We start from the raw sequence: 14,933 nt of genomic DNA, 5'->3' as shown, positions 1-14,933 counted from the left end.
GAACATGCAGGCGCCGATAGCCGAAGCGACGGCGCACCTCGGCAATCGCTCTCATGCGTTGGCGTAGGGCCGCGTCGTCCGCCCGGGTCGTCCGATATCTGATGGTCATGCGGCAACAGCCGATGGCTTTACACGCCCGCCGTTCGCTCATCCCGTGGGCGTCCACGATCGGCCAAAAGCCGCTTCAGCCGCGTGTTCTCATCCTCCAGCGTCCTCAGCCGCTTGGCCTCCGAGACCTCCATCCCGCCAAACTTGGCTTTCCATTTGTAGATGCTGGCATCGCTGACGCCGTGCTTCCGGCACAGATCGGCAACCGACACGCCAGCTTCGTGCTCCTTCAAAATCCCGATGATCTGCTCTTCCGTAAAGCGGCTGCGCTTCATGCTCTGGTCCTCATATCGGCCAGAGCGAACTTCAATCTGGATTAAGTCCACGGGGCAAGGTCATACGGCATGACGCTCGCGAGGCGCTCACCTTTTGCTGTCGAGTAGGCCGAGGGAGTTTCACCCTCGGCCGCTCACAGATCCGGACGTGATACTCTCGCATCATCCGGCTCCTGTTATCCAACCGTAGCCCGTCCAAGCTTTTGCCAATGGACAAAGAGCTTTGGATTTTGCTTCGCCATCTCGTTGAGTTTCCGCAACGACCGTCCCCGATGGCCCTTCAGTTGCTTGTACTTGCACCGAAGCCACGCGCCGAGGCGCTCATCGAAGTACTCATAGAGCCTACGCAGTTCCGTCGGGTAGAATCGCCCGTAGTATTGATCCCAGCCCCGAAGGACGGGGCTGAGACTACGCGCGATGTCTTCAAGCGGAAGCGGCGAATGCTGAGGCAAGCGCCATCCTCGAATGCGAGCCCTCATCTCCTTGAGAGAGTTCGGACTCACGCCCGGAAGGAAGCAGGTGAAGATCCTGCCCCACCGGTTCTTCGCCATACGGGGGCGGAAGCTAAAGCCCAGGAAGTCAAAATGGATCTGCGGGTAGGACCGCCGTCGATTGCTGTCAGCGCAGTAGACCACTTTAGTCTTCTCCGGATGCAGCAATAAATGGCAGTCAGCAAACCGTCGTTCCAGCGTCGATTTAAGTTCCTCCGCTTCCTGCCGCGTGCGGCAATGGCAGATGATGTCGTCGGCGTAGCGTTCGAACGGAATGTGGGGATAAGACCCCTTCATCCAAACGTCGAACACGTAGTGCAGGAACAAGTTTGCCAGGATTGGACTGACCACACCCCCTTGAGGCGTGCCTGTCGTCCTCGCCCGAACCGATCCATCGGGCATCTCGACCGGAGCCTTAAGCCACCGCTCAATGTAGAGCCGGATCCAGTCAGCTTTCGTGTGTCGATAGACCGCGCGCATCAAGAGTTCATGATCGATCGTGTCGAAAAAGCTCTTGATGTCGAGATCTACGACCCAGTCGTGCTGCCAGCACCGCTTACGCGCCTGCTCTATGGCCTGATGGGCCGATTTTCCGGGCCTGTAGCCGTAGGAGTCCGGATCAAATTCTCCATCCAACACCGGCTCCAGACACCGTTTGACCACCATCTGGGCGATACGGTCCGCGACCGTCGGTATGCCAAGAGGACGAATCCCACCGCCGGCCTTAGGAATCTCGACCCGCCGCACTGGTGGCGGGAAGTAACTTCCTGACGCCAACCGATTCCACAGCCGGTAGAGGTGGTTCTCAAGATCGCCGGCAAAGTCTTCGAGACTCTGGCCATCGACGCCCGCCGCCTTTCCCTTCTTCTTCACAAGCTTATAGGCTTCCCACACCATCCGCTTGGTGATGGGCAACGGTTTGCCGGAGTTCACCGTGCTCCTCCCGGTCTTCCCGGTTGGCGCAGTGACGCCGGCAGGATAACGCAACCCCTTTGCTCCACGGCCATTACAGCCGCTTCCTCACTATTACGGGTTGCTCCGCCCCTGACGCATTGCGTCAGGTTCCCACGTTCCGTGTTGAAGCCTGTGACGAGATCATGCCGCCTATGCACCGGCTGCCGCGTGGGCCGTAAACAGGCTCCGCCCACACTCCTCCGAGCGCTACTACCCCACGCCCGTTTTGACAGCGTCTTGAACCCATTTCGATACGTCATCGGCGGTTCGCTTGCACTCATCTTCTTGTCACTTACCTGACGGTTTCATTCACCGCCTTTTTCCTCATCGCTCACCACCGCGCCTTTTGAACGCGGCAGCATGAGGTGGTTTGAAGCCTGCCCCTGAAGGCCGGCTCCGGGAGGCCAAACTCCCATCTTCAACACAGCATCACCGGCGTCGCCGCCGGTGTTCGTTGCACACGGTAATGCGGGTTTTGTTTCCGACAGGAATGTCGCGACTCCGACGTCGCGCAGCGGCTCCGTTTGACCAACCCATCAAATGAAAGGCGCTGCCGACAGTTCTACCTTCTGGCATGTAGCTTGCTGCGTGGGCCGAACGCGACCTTGCCGTTCCGAAGATACACGAGCAATCAATCGGCCGAGTGGTCGCGACGCAACGAACATCGTTTCTCCTACCGCCCTATGAAGAGAGGACTGCTAGCTTATGAGTGATAGGAGGCATGCAAAGCTTGGCATATTTCTGTTGGCCGGCGCTCAGCGCAATGAGACGTACATTCGCGCGCAACAAAGCCCCCAATGATCAAGCATTTCGGCGCCGATCGTCCCTCCTTGCAACCGCAGAGAAGGTGGAACTGGGAGCTCCTCGTCGCACTTCTCATAAATGCGGTGCTTTGGGCTGGAATCTACTTGGTCATCACAGCCTTCTTCTGACAGCCTCCCGTGCATGGCGACCGCGCGAGGCTTCTAGGGCCTATCGCATGCTGCAGCCGCCACGGCTGCGAATAACCTGATGCCGGCGCGCAATTCGCGCTGCGACCTGGATTTAGAGTGCGCTGTTCCGGCGACCGCAATAGGAATTCCGACGCATAACCCAGATGTCTGAAATGAAAGACACTGATATGCCGTTGCGGCCGCGGCTAAGTGCCAAAAATGACCAGTAGCAGCTCGACGTACCGCGCAGGTGGCATCCGGGCTTCCTCGTTAGGCGCAACGGATTGACTGCAAGTGAGAACTGGTACTCCGCATTACCGTTATGTGAAAGCTAGCTTTCGAGAAGCTGACGAAGCAAAGAGACCTGAAGGAACGTTGGGCAAGCGGCCGGCTCCGCCCTCACGTCCTATGGCATAGGACGGCCCGGCCGCCTCGCTCCTCGCTCCCGCAACGCTCGGAGCAGGCGGGATTGACTTGCTTGTTGAGCGATATCAGCCTCGCCCTTGGGTTGGGTATAGTTCAAAAGGCTGAAGCCTTGATTGGCCGTAGCAGCGCTTACAGCTCTTGCTCAGGCCACGTATCGTCCTCATTTTTGCGCATCCGCCACACGAGGGCGCGCTGCGCTAACTTGTCGTATTCGAAGGCAATCTTAAGCAACCTGTCTTTTGCTTTCCCGTCAACGAGCGCTGCCGCCTTCTTTCGCGTTGCTTGCGCGCGGCCTCGCCAGTGATCGGGTTGGTAGAGTTTGCTTTTCGGATTCATGCCGAGAGCATGCAATTCGTAGATCAAACAATTGCGACACCTACGCTCCGTATCATCACGTAGGAGCGACGCTCGTGGCTCGGCTGCCGAAGCGGTCGATCCCTAGTCCACAGCCCCCGACAGCTTTAGACCATCGGTCTTATGAAGAGACTTTGAATCGCATGCATCGTTAGATTGTACGAGTTGGGACAAGTGGGGATCACCACTGAGAGCCAGGGGATTCCTGACATCACGACATTTGCGAATGCTTCAAATATGTACGCTAGCCCAGGACGACGAAATAGAGAGCCTAACACCATCCGGTGCAGGCCTACCCCCGATTCATCGAATGTCATTCCCGGCGGATGACGGGCTCCGTACAATGAGAACCGCAAAGTAGAATAACGAGCTTGCCGACAGCCAGCTAAGCAGATCCGCAGCTTTCCGGTTGGCAGATGATGCGCTCCGCACACAGCAAGAACAAAACGTCACCCCACCCGAATTGAAGGAATGTTATGATTCAGAAACAACGAACTAAGTTGGCTTCGGACCTCGGACTTCGCTACGGCGCCATCGCTCTTGGCCTGGCAATGACAACGGTCATGCTCGCGCCAGCCAACGCGCTTGATCAAGCGCCGACCGCAGAGGAGAAAGAGGCCTGTATGGAAGACGTGTTACGCCTTTGTAGTAGTCACATACCAGATCGCTTTGCTATCACTGTCTGCCTCAGATCCAAGCAAGATCGCCTCAGTCAGCAATGCCGATACGTGATCTCCGGGCGGGACATCGGCAATCAGAGCAGCAGATCGAAGTGAAGGTGCTACGACTTGTCCGCCCGGCTCCTTACCAGAAGTCGTCCCAGCTCACGTGCAGCACATCGCACGAAGGTTAACCGGCGGCCCCCGCCACGGCGGCGCCGGAAGCCAAAAGCCTTGTGACCCTCCTAATATCGCCGGCAAGCAGGCTCGAGACGACGCTATTGTTCTGGTATCAAGCGACTGCAGTCCTCTGACCAGCCGCCGGCGTCCTATCTAGGGCACCATCGAATGGAGAGGGCTTGACCCTCACGTAGCGTCAGGTTGTAGCGTCGCCACAGATGCTCACGTTTCATCTGTCGGCCGCCTGTTGGACAAGTGCGGCATAGCGAGTGCGAATAGACAGGCAGCTGCAACAAGGCACTCGGCTGCAAAGACGTCTGGCTGAACGGTCGCAGCTCAGATTGGACAAGGGACGTGCACAGTTCGATGGAACCGCTCAAGTCGATCATCGCGAAAGTTGCCACGGGCGCCATACTGACGCGCGAGGAGGCTGCGTCAGCGTTCGACAGCATGATGTCGGGTGACGCAACTCCCTCGCAGATCGGTGGCTTGTTGATTGGGATGAGAGTCCGCGGCGAAACAGTCGAAGAAGTCACCGGCGCCGCGTCCGCAATGCGGAATTTAATGCCCAAGGTGGAAATGCAATGCGACCCCATCGATATCACTGGTGCGAGCGACGGGGCGATGCGTCCGCTCAACGTATCGACGTGCGCTTCCTTCATCGTCGCCGGGGCCGGCGTTCCTGTCGCCAAGTATGTTAACCGCGCTGCGACTTTGCGTTCAAGCACCGCAGACGTGTTGGCGAGTCTAGGCGTAAAGGTCGATCTCAAGCCTGATGCGATCGCACGTTGTGTGCACGAAGCCGGCATTGGCTTCATGTTTGCGTCAGCCGGCTATCCTGCGATGCAGCGCATCAGCCAGATCCGAAGCGTGCTTGGAACCCACACAATGTTCAATCTAATCGAGGCTTTGTCTAATCCGGCCGGCGTCAAGCGGCAGATCCTTGGAGTTTTCGCTCGCAAATGGGTGCAGCCATTGGCGTACGTCTTGAAGAACCTGGGTGCCGATTCGGTATGGGTTGTTCATGGCTCGGACGGGCTCGATGAAATATCCCTCGCCGGGACAAGCTTTGTTGCTGCGGTCGAGGCCGGTACAGTCCGCACGTTCGAAGTGACGCCGGAAGAAGCCGGGCTCCCCCGCTACCGCGCCGATGCGCTGGAGAGCTGTGATTGCGAGTCTCATGCCATTGCGTTAGAGAAAGTGCTCGACGGCCTCCCAGGCCCTTTTCGTGATGCCGCACTTTTGAACGCGGCGGCGGCACTGGTGGTGGCCGGTCGTGCCTCGAACCTACAGCAAGGCGTGGCACTTGGCCAAGAATCACTTGATCACGGCGCTGCAGCCGCCCGGCTGACTCGCTTGATTGCGGTTTCAAACGCCTAAAGCTGAGCTGGCTGAGGCTCGACTAATGCGATCAAGAGTGCAGCTTACGTGCGCAAGAATATTGCAGCTGCAAATGCGCGCCACTTCTGCGGAATTTGAGTGAGCGCCGCTGACGAAACAACTCGCGCTGAGCAGGTGTCCGACAGCCACCCCTTTGCCGACTAGAGGCTGTTCTCGGCCCGGTTGCTGAGGTGAGGACCCGCGGCGCAACGTGCGTTACGCGCCAAAGGAGACAATGGATGATGCCCTGGCAGAGGATGGAAACACTGGGAACGATCGCAACAATAGAACACATCATCCGGAAGTTTCGGGAATTGATCGATACAGATAGCTCCATCCCGCCAGAGCTGCGGCGTGCGCTGCACGATACCCTGGATGAGCATCTTTTCGAGGCAAAACGACGTGTTCTGCTGAGAGCGCATTAGGTGCGCCGTTGCCGCCTACATGCCGAGAGACTGGCAGGCCAGCGTGGCGCTTTACGCAAACGCCAAAAACACTTGCCAAGCTTGGCTTCGATATCTCGCCTTCTCAGACTGACCGCCGATGGTGATTCCCGCATACGCCCCCTGAGCAACTCCAAATTTCGCCGGAAGCGAGCGGCGACGTGCGTTGGGTACGCCGCCGACGCGTTCGCTGGATCTCTCCTCAATGGCCCTCATTAACTGGGGCTCGCCCCCCTCACGGCGGCGCTACATGTTCGCGATAGCCCCTTGGGGGACTGCTTGGGCCAGCATTACCTTGGTCACGTTTTCATAGGCCGCAAAAAAGGGGCTTGAATCTGACGTAACGTTAAATCGTACGCTCTCGGGCGTGGCACCTATCGTGTGAGGGACTGCGAATGCCTCAGCTGGTCATATCCGCTGACCGATGGCCGGTCATGCTCCTCATTGTCTATAGTCCCTCGCTCGGGAGGGCTGTGCAGCGAGTTCCGATCGCGGCGCCAGAGCTCGCACGTAGCTCTAAATGGTTCGGCATTTCTGATCCTGACAATATGGCCGCCGGCGGCCACTTCGCCACGGGAGCCGATAAGGTCAGAATTGATCGACGTGGAAGTCTATCGGAAGCGCTTAGGTGGCGCCCGCTTCCTGAAGCTGCTCGTCTCGCGCAGCAACGCACAAAACTCAGTTCGCCGAACCCGCCACCTTCAAGCTCCTTTCCGCACCTGGCAAGGCGTTTCGACCGTGCAAGGTTTGGCAGATGGTGAGCCCGCGCGGGTTTCGACGAGTGGCCCGCGCGGGCGACTCCGCGTGACCAGCGCGGCATCGGAAGAAATTGTTTGGCAGGCTGGAGCAGCAAGTTGAAAGACCGCGATGGCCTTAAGAAGGTCCTGTTAGTTCATCATGTTGAAGGCCAGTGCCGTTGCATCATCGGTTTCAAAGATGGAGATATGAGAGCGGCCTATATGTGCGGCGAGCCTGTATATCAAAAACGCGGCAAGAAGACCTCTTCGTGGTGTGCCGATCATTACCGGAAGATGCACACCGCAGCTGAGCAGAGCGGAGTGATCGATCGATCGGCAGATTTCCCTCGAGCGATATCCATCGTTCGCACCCCATGACAGCCATTAAAAGAAGGCTTCCGCCAAGACCGTGTGAGCACAGCCTGTACAAGCGCCAGCCGAAGCATATGACCGGGGCCTCGTCAGGATTTGGGGGGCCGTTGCGGGTGGCGCAAACAGAATGCGCGGACCTGACACGCATGAATAGCAAGCTGAATTTTTCCACCCCGGCCGAGGGAAGCGCTACCTATACCTTTGACAAGACCGCGATTCATTTCGAACGGAAGCCGTCCAGCTATGTCATCCTCAATCGATACATTGAGCGGATCGCTCGCGCCTTGGAGAGCCAGTTTGGTGCCCTGAGAGGAGCCCGACTCGAGATCCCCAGCCTCGCCGGCGACAATGGACACTGCGAGGCCGATGGATCTATTCCGCTTCACCGCGGCAAAACAACTCTCGATTATTTCAAGCGAGAATATCTTTCCAGCAAGAATAGAGCGAGTGCTTACGGAACATCCAAATGTAGCCGAATGCTGGTCGGTCGAGCCGTTGCTCGATGGGAAGACGCACCCGCCGCTTATGTGACCAAGCGGCGGCGACTGCCGGATCGAGGCGCAAGCGCTGATCGCCCATGTTTGGTCAGAGCCCGTTTATCGGGCTCTGCGAGATCATTTCATACGCGGCCGAGCCATAAATTGAGATCGGCAGATTCGAGGCGGGCCGTTCTCTCCCGCTGCATCGCAGGTGACATCGAGATGGCGCAAATTCTCCCCTCTCCCAGAGCCTTGCCACGGCATGGCAACGACTTCGTGGTTGCCATGACGATCCCATCCTGATCACGACCAGATGTCCGGAGGTCGAGAATGCCGCGAATCCTGATTATGAATGCCGGTACGCCTCAGATGTCGGGCGCCCACCTAACAAAAGCTCAACTTTCGCTGGCCGCCAACTCGGCATTTCGTTCAGCGTGGTTTGCTCAGGAGGGCGACCTGATAGTCTCTCCGGTAGTGATCCCGGCCGATCTGTTATCCTTCATTGGCGGAACGCTCAATTTCCATTCATCGGCTCTTCGCCTGCTTGTACCTGCGAGCCGCCAATCGACAATCCTCGATGATTGTACGTTACTGTCCAAAACTGTTGTCGAGCGGCTCAAAAGACATATTCGCCAGAAATCAGACTGGCAATTGTATCCCTGCTACTCTACTGAAGGCGTCGCACGCTTGGCGGCCATTCTAGGCATACCGAAGACCGGTGACGACTTCGCTTTGCAGCGCGGGCCTGATCTGTTGAATCGCAAGAGCCACTTCCGTCAATTGGCAACAAGCGTTGCACTTCCGCTCCCCCATGGATCAGTCGCGACAGACCCAAATGGACTGTTCAAAGCCGTCACCTCCCTCAAATCCGAGACCGGCACGGTCATTGTAAAGTTGGATAATGGAGCTGGTGGAGTTGGAAACGTCATCCTGACCAGCAATAAGAGCGATCCGCTACCTGGAGCCAGAGATACTCGGTGGGTTTCGTGGCCGTCGTTTGATCCCGAAGCATTGTGGTCTGAGATGACAACAGCCTCGTGTAAGACGCTGGTCGTGGAATCGTACCACTTGGCCCGATCTTTATTCTATCTCGAGTATACAATCCAGGATGATGCATCAATCGCTTTTGTCAATAGTGGAAGCATACGTCTGCGTAAAAGCGCAGACCGATCCGAAAGAGCTCTGATCCGGACGGGACTTGAGCTTCCAAGCGACTTGGAGGAAGAGCAATTGTTAGCTGCCCAGGCCCATGCCTACCGTTTTGTGGCACTCGCGCGAGACCTGGGGTATCGCGGAATGATCAACATCGACGCCATTTTCGCACAAGACGGGCGGTTGCTGTTCAATGAAGCGAACGGCCGCTGGGGTGGCGGCTCGGTGTTACACAACATTGCCGTCCGGCTGCTAGGCGTCGACTATTTCGGCTGTAACGTTATTTTATCTGTGAGAAATGTGCGATCAGCATCCTTCCGGGCGGCGCATGATCGTCTCGTCAAGGATGGACTTATATTCGACCACACACGTAAGGAGGGCGTGATCCCGCTTGCTGCCGATGAAAAGGCTGGCACTGTGGAGTGCGTTGTGATTGCGCCGAACAGGCCCGCGGCCCACGATCAGCAACACCGACTATTGAAGTCGTAGCAAACATCGTCAGCCGCTCAATTCATCGCTTCGAAGCCTGGGATACACCATCGCGCACCGGGAACGCGCGCCTCCCTTCCTTCACGTGGCGACGAAGGTGCCCCAATCACCGAGCAAGCTTTGGTCGGACGATGAATGGTGGCCCTATGAGAGTGCTCTTGTTCGTCCCGGACGAGACCAGCGGTGCGCCGAAGCTTGTACAGCGACGAGCGTCATGGCGTAAGGCTGCCAGCGCAGTTGCCGACCCCAAAAGCTAATCGCATTGCACGTCCTGCTTGGCCGATTTGCGACGCCTACGTTGAAACTCGACAATACGATGGGCGATTGCACTCGCTGGCTTGGGTTTATGCGAGTTTCACTATGAAATAAGCGGCCCCAAAAGACCGCACTTTGCCGGCACGTAAATTGCTGCATAGGAGCAGGAGTTGCCGCAAAGAACGCGGCCGCAGCAGCTATCTTCGGAGCCCCAATGAGGCTGATCCGATTGATCTTGTTCGACTTGGCTTTGATTCTGCTTGCATCTGGAGTTGCAAAAGCCATGAATGTGGCCGCTGGCGCAAGTTCCGCATTTGTCAGGCAGACTGCTCTGCGCGAGGTGGCACCGAGCTCCAAGCATGGTGGTCCCTACTACAGCCAAACGCCGCTCGTTCCCGGGCAGCCGCCGGACAACCCCGGTCGGGACCAGCTGGCTGACAATTCCGCGGGGATGCAACCCAGCTTTGGATGTGTGGTCCGTGAGTCCCGACGCCCGACTAGCTATATCTTCGATAGCACTGAGAGGCTCAATCTCCCGCCCCGTGTGATGCCGTCGATCTGCAATCCTATCGCCTCGCCTCTCAGCCTCCTACCTGCGGGCAGCGGAATGGTCATCATGGCCTTTGCGACCACTCTCCTCGTGATTGTGGTGATTGTGGTGGAAATATTCGGCCCATTGTAACGGCGTGAGGCCCCAACCGCTCCCCTTTCGGCGCCCGCGATACAGCTCGGCATGAGCGGATCCGTGGAGGAGGAACGATGGCAAATACCATGCTCGAGCCAGTAGCAAGGTGATCGTCGCGTCGAGGTGATCACTGGGATCGTCGCCGACGATGGACGGGCGAGGAAAAGGCCCGGATCGGGGCGCAGAGCTTGGAGTAACAATGACACGACCAAAGCGATCACTTCATCGCCACAGCCAAGCCCTAGATCCACAGGCTTGTGCTGGCCTGCCTGCTGGATCATCTCGCCAAGCGCGTCCACGAACTCACGCCCGGAATTGGTAACCTCAGAACGTCGCTCATGCCCCATGAGCGAGGTCGGCCATCCGCTCAAGACGCCCAACTAGGGGCCGTCACCGGACGCGTACGATCAATGTAAGCCATCGCTTGCGACCAGACTCGTGTCGGACCTCACGAAGGACCCGCAAGATGGGAAAGCCATCAATTCCCCGGAGAGCTCGCTCAGCCCACGATTTGCAGAGACCCATACCAGGCGCGGCACGCTAGGGCCGAGCGTTAGAACCCTCGATGATCCGGCGGTTCACGCCGCTGCGTTTTGAACAGAAGTATACGAGGGATCGGCGCTCCCCGCTTGATACCGGCTTTACCTCATGCCGGACCTTACAGGTTGTGACAAGCACAGCGCCAAATGGCGGCCGGAATACGTGTTGTTCGTACCCGGTTGGATATACCACGAATTCACCGCCGTCGAAGTCTCTCGCTAGCTGCACAATCACCGAGTACTCGAAATCCGGATCACTCGCCGCATCCAAATGAATGCCGATAAAGGACCCCGGCGGCATACGATGCATCTGGCATCGGCGAACCACGTAATCTGCGGATGCTCCGAAGATCTTTCTTAGCGCGAAGCTGCGATCTCTACTTTCGAGCAGCTCCATGATCTGACCCGAAGCAGTACCACTCACGTTGCTAGGCGCGTGGCCGGGCGGGTCTACCCTCACGCGCTGGACAAAGACGCTGTGCAAGTCGCCCGCATCTCCCTCCCGCACTTCTTCTTCCGGAATCTCAGCCTGCAGCTGATCGATCCTGGCTATGTCGTCTTGAGTGAATAACATTTGCGGGGCGATTACGACGGACCCCTTTACTAGCAGCTCAATCCGGTACTTTGTCAGGACTTCTTCTGAAAGAAGACAGGATTTATCTTTCATTGCGCGCGCCATTCGAGCTCACTCCTTTGATCTTCGAAGCATGACTCCGGGTCCTGCTGCATTGACAGGAATGCTTGCTCCCAATGCGCGCCATCGAACTCAGATATTCTTAAGTGCTCGATGGTCTTTCTATCCAGACATCGGATATTTACGCTGTACCCGGAGGGATTCGACCTCGGCCTATAGAATGGCTTTACGCCACAAAGCCGGCAAAACGTGTGCCGCGCAATATTCTTGTTGAACTGGTATGTCGTGAGGAACTCTTCGCCGCACTCGATGCGCAGCTTATCGCCAGGTACGAGCAAGTGGACAAATCCAGACATTTGACAAATTGAGCAATTGCATCGAACTGCAGAGAGCTCTCGAGGTGCATTGACGTAGAATTTGATAGCGCCGCAATGACAACGGCCATGATGTTGCATCTCGGAGTGATCATCTCCCGTACGCGCCGCCGTTCCGAGCAGATCGCGACACCACTGGACGCTGAGCCGATAGGCTCGGCCGAATTCATTCAAAAAGCGATCATTAAGGCCAGGCTGCACAAGTTCACCAATCAGCCGGCCTGTCATTTCTCCGTGGTACTTCTCCGCGGGATCTTCTCCGCCGACATGGCCGCGAAAATACTCAAGATCGTCCGGCCGCGCCTTGAAGGTTTTGACCAGAGTGGTCCACAGCGACTGGATCATGTCTGCAGCATGGAGCTCAAAGGCGACCATGTAGGCGCAACGAACCAGGGGGTCTTTCGATGACAATCCGGCATAGAGAGAATGCAGGTACTGCTTCGTCCTGTCGCTATAGTTGGGCCTTATCGCTCTGCCGAGTAGTCGTGCAGCATCCTTTCTCAAGAGGTTGGAGTGAAAGTTTTCTGTCAAAAGAATATCGGGCAACGCCGCCTTGCCGCCCCGGAGAATCCCGCCATGGCCACCGGTCTCATCCCAGCAGATAAAATTCGCGACCACGCTGGTCAGTTCAATGTCCCTCCCAATGTCCCGATTTTGATGCATTGCATCGAATATGAGGTCCCTTTGCGACCCTGCCTGCAGGTACGGGAACGCCTGTGACATCGCTAGGTATTCAGGCAGCAGGCTGGCGACCTGGTCTCCGGACATCTGGGAGGCGAACGGATGCGGGCCGAACAAGGCTCGCACTCGCTCAGTCAAGTACTCGCAGGATAACTTCGGAGGCTGATCCGGTGCAAATCGAGACGCTTGAGATATCATTTGACTCCCTGCAGATGAGAAGCGAAACGGTCCTTGACGAAGCTACCTTCATGTCCGGGCCGACTATTGACCGCGCTGAGTTCATTGGCTTCAAAGGGCCTAATGTTGCGTTCACCTTTCACGCAAACTTTCGTCGTTCTCCTGGCCACGGCAGATTGCGGTCTTCTCTGTCCTGGTCATGCGCATCGAAGGGACTTCGTTCATTGAGGGAGCGGCGAGGATCCGGTTGGCTTCCAGTCCAGCAGCAATCCGATGCCGCAATGGCAGCCACGGCGAGCATGCGCGCGGAGAATCGTCTTGGATACTTCGCCGCGCATGCCATTCTGATGCTAATGCCGCATGCGCGAATGACACGCCTAGTCGCGCGGTGCAGCTTTGGCTGCCTGAGCAAATGAATGAAGCCCTCGCGGTTGCTGCTGCCGCCATTTCATCGAACCGCTGTCAACTTGGTACAGCATTGTAAAATCCAATTCGTGCCTACCGACCTCACAGGGCCTCAGGTCGTTCGTGGCATGCCGCTCGCCTGTTCTTCGCATTCGCGGTTACCCCCTCTTAATTTTTACTGGCTAACAGCAACCATCATGCCAACTCTTGAATTTGCTCCGTCAGATTCCGAAGAAGCTGGTATAACACTTGTGACCTATCCTCATAGCAAGTGCATAGCACTTGAGAGGCTGCGCACCGCCGTCAGGAACGAAACAGCGGCTGTTCACATACACACGGCTGCTGAATTGGCGGATTGCTTCAAAGGCGCCGCATAGGTTGGCTTTGCTCCTTAAAGCCAGCGACAGGGCTTTGGACGTGCAGACGGCAGCGCTAGCATGGTGACCCGGGTTGCTGACGTATTCCGTCTTTGCTCGCGACCGGTACGGAGGAAGCAATGGTCTTCCACGGTCGAACACGACAAAACGGAAGATCTGAAATATGCGCAGGCCTGTTTGGCCGTGCCCCGGCAATCCTGGGCGGCTCCGGACTCGATCGTAGCGATAACGTGCTCTACGGAACATGCGGCCTCAGCCGATGGCGAGATCGACGGATGGCATAGCAAACTCTTATGGTAGCTTACCGCGTTGCACAACGACATGTTGCGCTCTCATCGACTCGGGTGCGAGCGTTGATACATTTCTTGGAGCGCGTTGCTAACATTGCCCGGACAGTCCAGATCGGGCGTCACGAGCAAGTGTCGCCAGATCGGTTTCGAGCTTCGGTTGATTCAAGAAGATTGCGTCTATTAGCGCCTGCGCCGGCTGCTCGGCGGACTCAACCAGCGCCGCCCTCTCGGCCCGCGCAGGGGGAGCGAACACACGTTTGACGACAGTCGGCGAGCCCTTGAGCCCACATTTGGAGATGTCTTCGACACCTGCATCTTGCGCGCTCCATTTCACGATTTTGGCTCGCGCGGCACGCAAGGCATCCGCCATCGCGCCTCGCCGAATCTGATTCGTCGCCTCAAGCATGGTGATGAGGCAGGGCAACCTAGTGTGCAGAACCTGCACACCGCCTTCCGAGCGCCGCTCCGCTTCAATTGTTTCATTGGCGACGTCCACGGATCTGACCTTCGCAACGTAAGTTAGCTGCCCTACGCCCAGTCGCTTCGCGATGCCAGGACCAACCTGCGCTGTATCGCCGTCGATGGTCTGCTTTCCCGTGAAGATGAGGTTTGCCGGACCATATTCCTTGCCAATTTTCCGGATCGCTGTTGCAAGCGCATACGTAGTGGCCAGCGTATCCGAGCCCGCAAAGCAGCGATCAGTAAGTAGGACGGCGCGATCAGCACCATAAGTCAGCGCCTTTCGCAACGACTCCTCTGCCGATGGCGGCCCCATGGTAAGCACGGTAATTTCGCCACCGAACCGATCGCGCAGCCCCAGCGCGGCCTCGAGCGCGAATAGGTCATACGGGTTGATGATGGTCGGCACTCCCTGACGCATGATTGTATTGGTCACGGGGTGCACGCGGATCTGCGCCGAGTCCGGAACTTGCTTGATGCAGACAATATTATGCAAGGTGTTGCTCCTAAAGTTACGTCAGTTGGGAAGAGAACAGCAAGTCTTGTACCATCCCCGCCGCTTGGGACCGCTCGCTGTCACAAGGCTTAACACCGGGTAGTGCGCCCTCTCTACCCCGCGCTTCCTG

Annotated in this window: 11 protein-coding genes and 1 pseudogene; 6 read left to right on the top strand and 6 right to left on the bottom strand. The window is 57.3% G+C overall.

All coding sequences use genetic code 11. The features are described 5' to 3' along the window. From IC66_RS0138320 to IC66_RS0138305, 3 genes and pseudogenes are all read right to left on the bottom strand, one after another. Nucleotides 1–383 (bottom strand): annotated as a pseudogene (locus IC66_RS0138320) (transposase); the annotation flags it as partial. A 176-nt stretch (nucleotides 384–559) separates the two neighbouring features. Continuing rightward, on the bottom strand, nucleotides 560–1,807 hold the full coding sequence (gene ltrA / locus IC66_RS0138315; protein ID WP_038951079.1) for a group II intron reverse transcriptase/maturase: 1,248 nt from the start codon (nucleotides 1,805–1,807) through the stop codon (nucleotides 560–562). A gap of 1,508 nt (nucleotides 1,808–3,315) precedes the next feature. After that, complete coding sequence (locus IC66_RS0138305) at nucleotides 3,316–3,549, bottom strand: hypothetical protein (protein ID WP_014497799.1); 234 nt, start codon at nucleotides 3,547–3,549, stop codon at nucleotides 3,316–3,318. Nucleotides 3,550–4,745: 1,196 nt separating this feature from the next. Here IC66_RS0138305 and trpD point away from each other — a divergent pair. From trpD to IC66_RS47365, 6 genes are all read left to right on the top strand, one after another. Beyond that, a complete protein-coding gene (trpD, locus tag IC66_RS0138295; protein ID WP_014497800.1) occupies nucleotides 4,746–5,759 on the top strand; it encodes an anthranilate phosphoribosyltransferase in 1,014 nt (337 codons plus the stop codon). 239 nt (nucleotides 5,760–5,998) lie between these two features. Then, nucleotides 5,999–6,184, top strand: a complete 186-nt coding sequence (locus tag IC66_RS44240) for a hypothetical protein (protein ID WP_014497801.1) — start codon at nucleotides 5,999–6,001, stop codon at nucleotides 6,182–6,184. An 872-nt stretch (nucleotides 6,185–7,056) separates the two neighbouring features. Further along, nucleotides 7,057–7,317 (top strand): hypothetical protein, encoded by a 261-nt coding sequence (locus IC66_RS46775; RefSeq protein ID WP_133415003.1) that lies wholly within the window; start codon nucleotides 7,057–7,059, stop codon nucleotides 7,315–7,317. 140 nt (nucleotides 7,318–7,457) lie between these two features. Beyond that, the gene (locus IC66_RS44230) at nucleotides 7,458–8,093 is read left to right on the top strand and encodes a hypothetical protein (protein ID WP_223153701.1); all 636 of its coding nucleotides are present in this window, start codon (nucleotides 7,458–7,460) and stop codon (nucleotides 8,091–8,093) included. A gap of 27 nt (nucleotides 8,094–8,120) precedes the next feature. Next, nucleotides 8,121–9,431, top strand: a complete 1,311-nt coding sequence (locus IC66_RS0138290) for a peptide ligase PGM1-related protein (protein WP_028143989.1) — start codon at nucleotides 8,121–8,123, stop codon at nucleotides 9,429–9,431. A 469-nt stretch (nucleotides 9,432–9,900) separates the two neighbouring features. Continuing rightward, nucleotides 9,901–10,368, top strand: coding sequence for a hypothetical protein (locus IC66_RS47365; RefSeq protein WP_018647484.1), 468 nt, complete (start codon nucleotides 9,901–9,903; stop codon nucleotides 10,366–10,368). 543 nt (nucleotides 10,369–10,911) lie between these two features. On the opposite strand, the gene IC66_RS0138280 is transcribed toward IC66_RS47365, so the two are convergent. The 3 genes from IC66_RS0138280 to IC66_RS0138270 all read right to left on the bottom strand — a co-directional run bounded on the left by IC66_RS0138280 (nucleotide 10,912) and on the right by IC66_RS0138270 (nucleotide 14,803). Next, nucleotides 10,912–11,589 (bottom strand): 2OG-Fe(II) oxygenase, encoded by a 678-nt coding sequence (locus tag IC66_RS0138280; protein WP_014497804.1) that lies wholly within the window; start codon nucleotides 11,587–11,589, stop codon nucleotides 10,912–10,914. Further along, nucleotides 11,574–12,725, bottom strand: a complete 1,152-nt coding sequence (locus IC66_RS0138275) for a GFA family protein (protein WP_014497805.1) — start codon at nucleotides 12,723–12,725, stop codon at nucleotides 11,574–11,576. Before IC66_RS0138275 ends, IC66_RS0138280 begins: the two co-directional genes overlap by 16 nt. Before the next feature lie 1,211 nt (nucleotides 12,726–13,936). Beyond that, nucleotides 13,937–14,803: an electron transfer flavoprotein subunit beta/FixA family protein gene (locus IC66_RS0138270; protein WP_011084835.1), complete on the bottom strand. Its 867-nt coding sequence runs from the start codon at nucleotides 14,801–14,803 to the stop codon at nucleotides 13,937–13,939. Nucleotides 14,804–14,933: the final 130 nt, after the last annotated feature.

The organism is Bradyrhizobium genomosp. III, from assembly GCF_000261705.1.
Classification (GTDB): Bacteria; Pseudomonadota; Alphaproteobacteria; order Rhizobiales; family Xanthobacteraceae; genus Bradyrhizobium; species Bradyrhizobium ottawaense.
The sequence above is the reverse complement of the archived record's forward strand: the minus strand, read 5'-3'. Positions and strand labels throughout refer to the sequence as shown.

Bases quoted from the DNA above. Each gene is read 5' to 3' on its own strand.
- IC66_RS44230 (WP_223153701.1), top strand. From the start codon at position 7,458: ATGAATAGCAAGCTGAATTTTTCCACCCCGGCCGAGGGAAGCGCTACC.
- IC66_RS47365 (WP_018647484.1), top strand. From the start codon at position 9,901: ATGAGGCTGATCCGATTGATCTTGTTCGACTTGGCTTTGATTCTGCTT.
- IC66_RS44240 (WP_014497801.1), top strand. From the start codon at position 5,999: ATGATGCCCTGGCAGAGGATGGAAACACTGGGAACGATCGCAACAATA.
- trpD (WP_014497800.1), top strand. From the start codon at position 4,746: ATGGAACCGCTCAAGTCGATCATCGCGAAAGTTGCCACGGGCGCCATA.
- IC66_RS0138280 (WP_014497804.1), bottom strand. From the start codon at position 11,589: ATGGCGCGCGCAATGAAAGATAAATCCTGTCTTCTTTCAGAAGAAGTC.
- IC66_RS0138290 (WP_028143989.1), top strand. From the start codon at position 8,121: ATGCCGCGAATCCTGATTATGAATGCCGGTACGCCTCAGATGTCGGGC.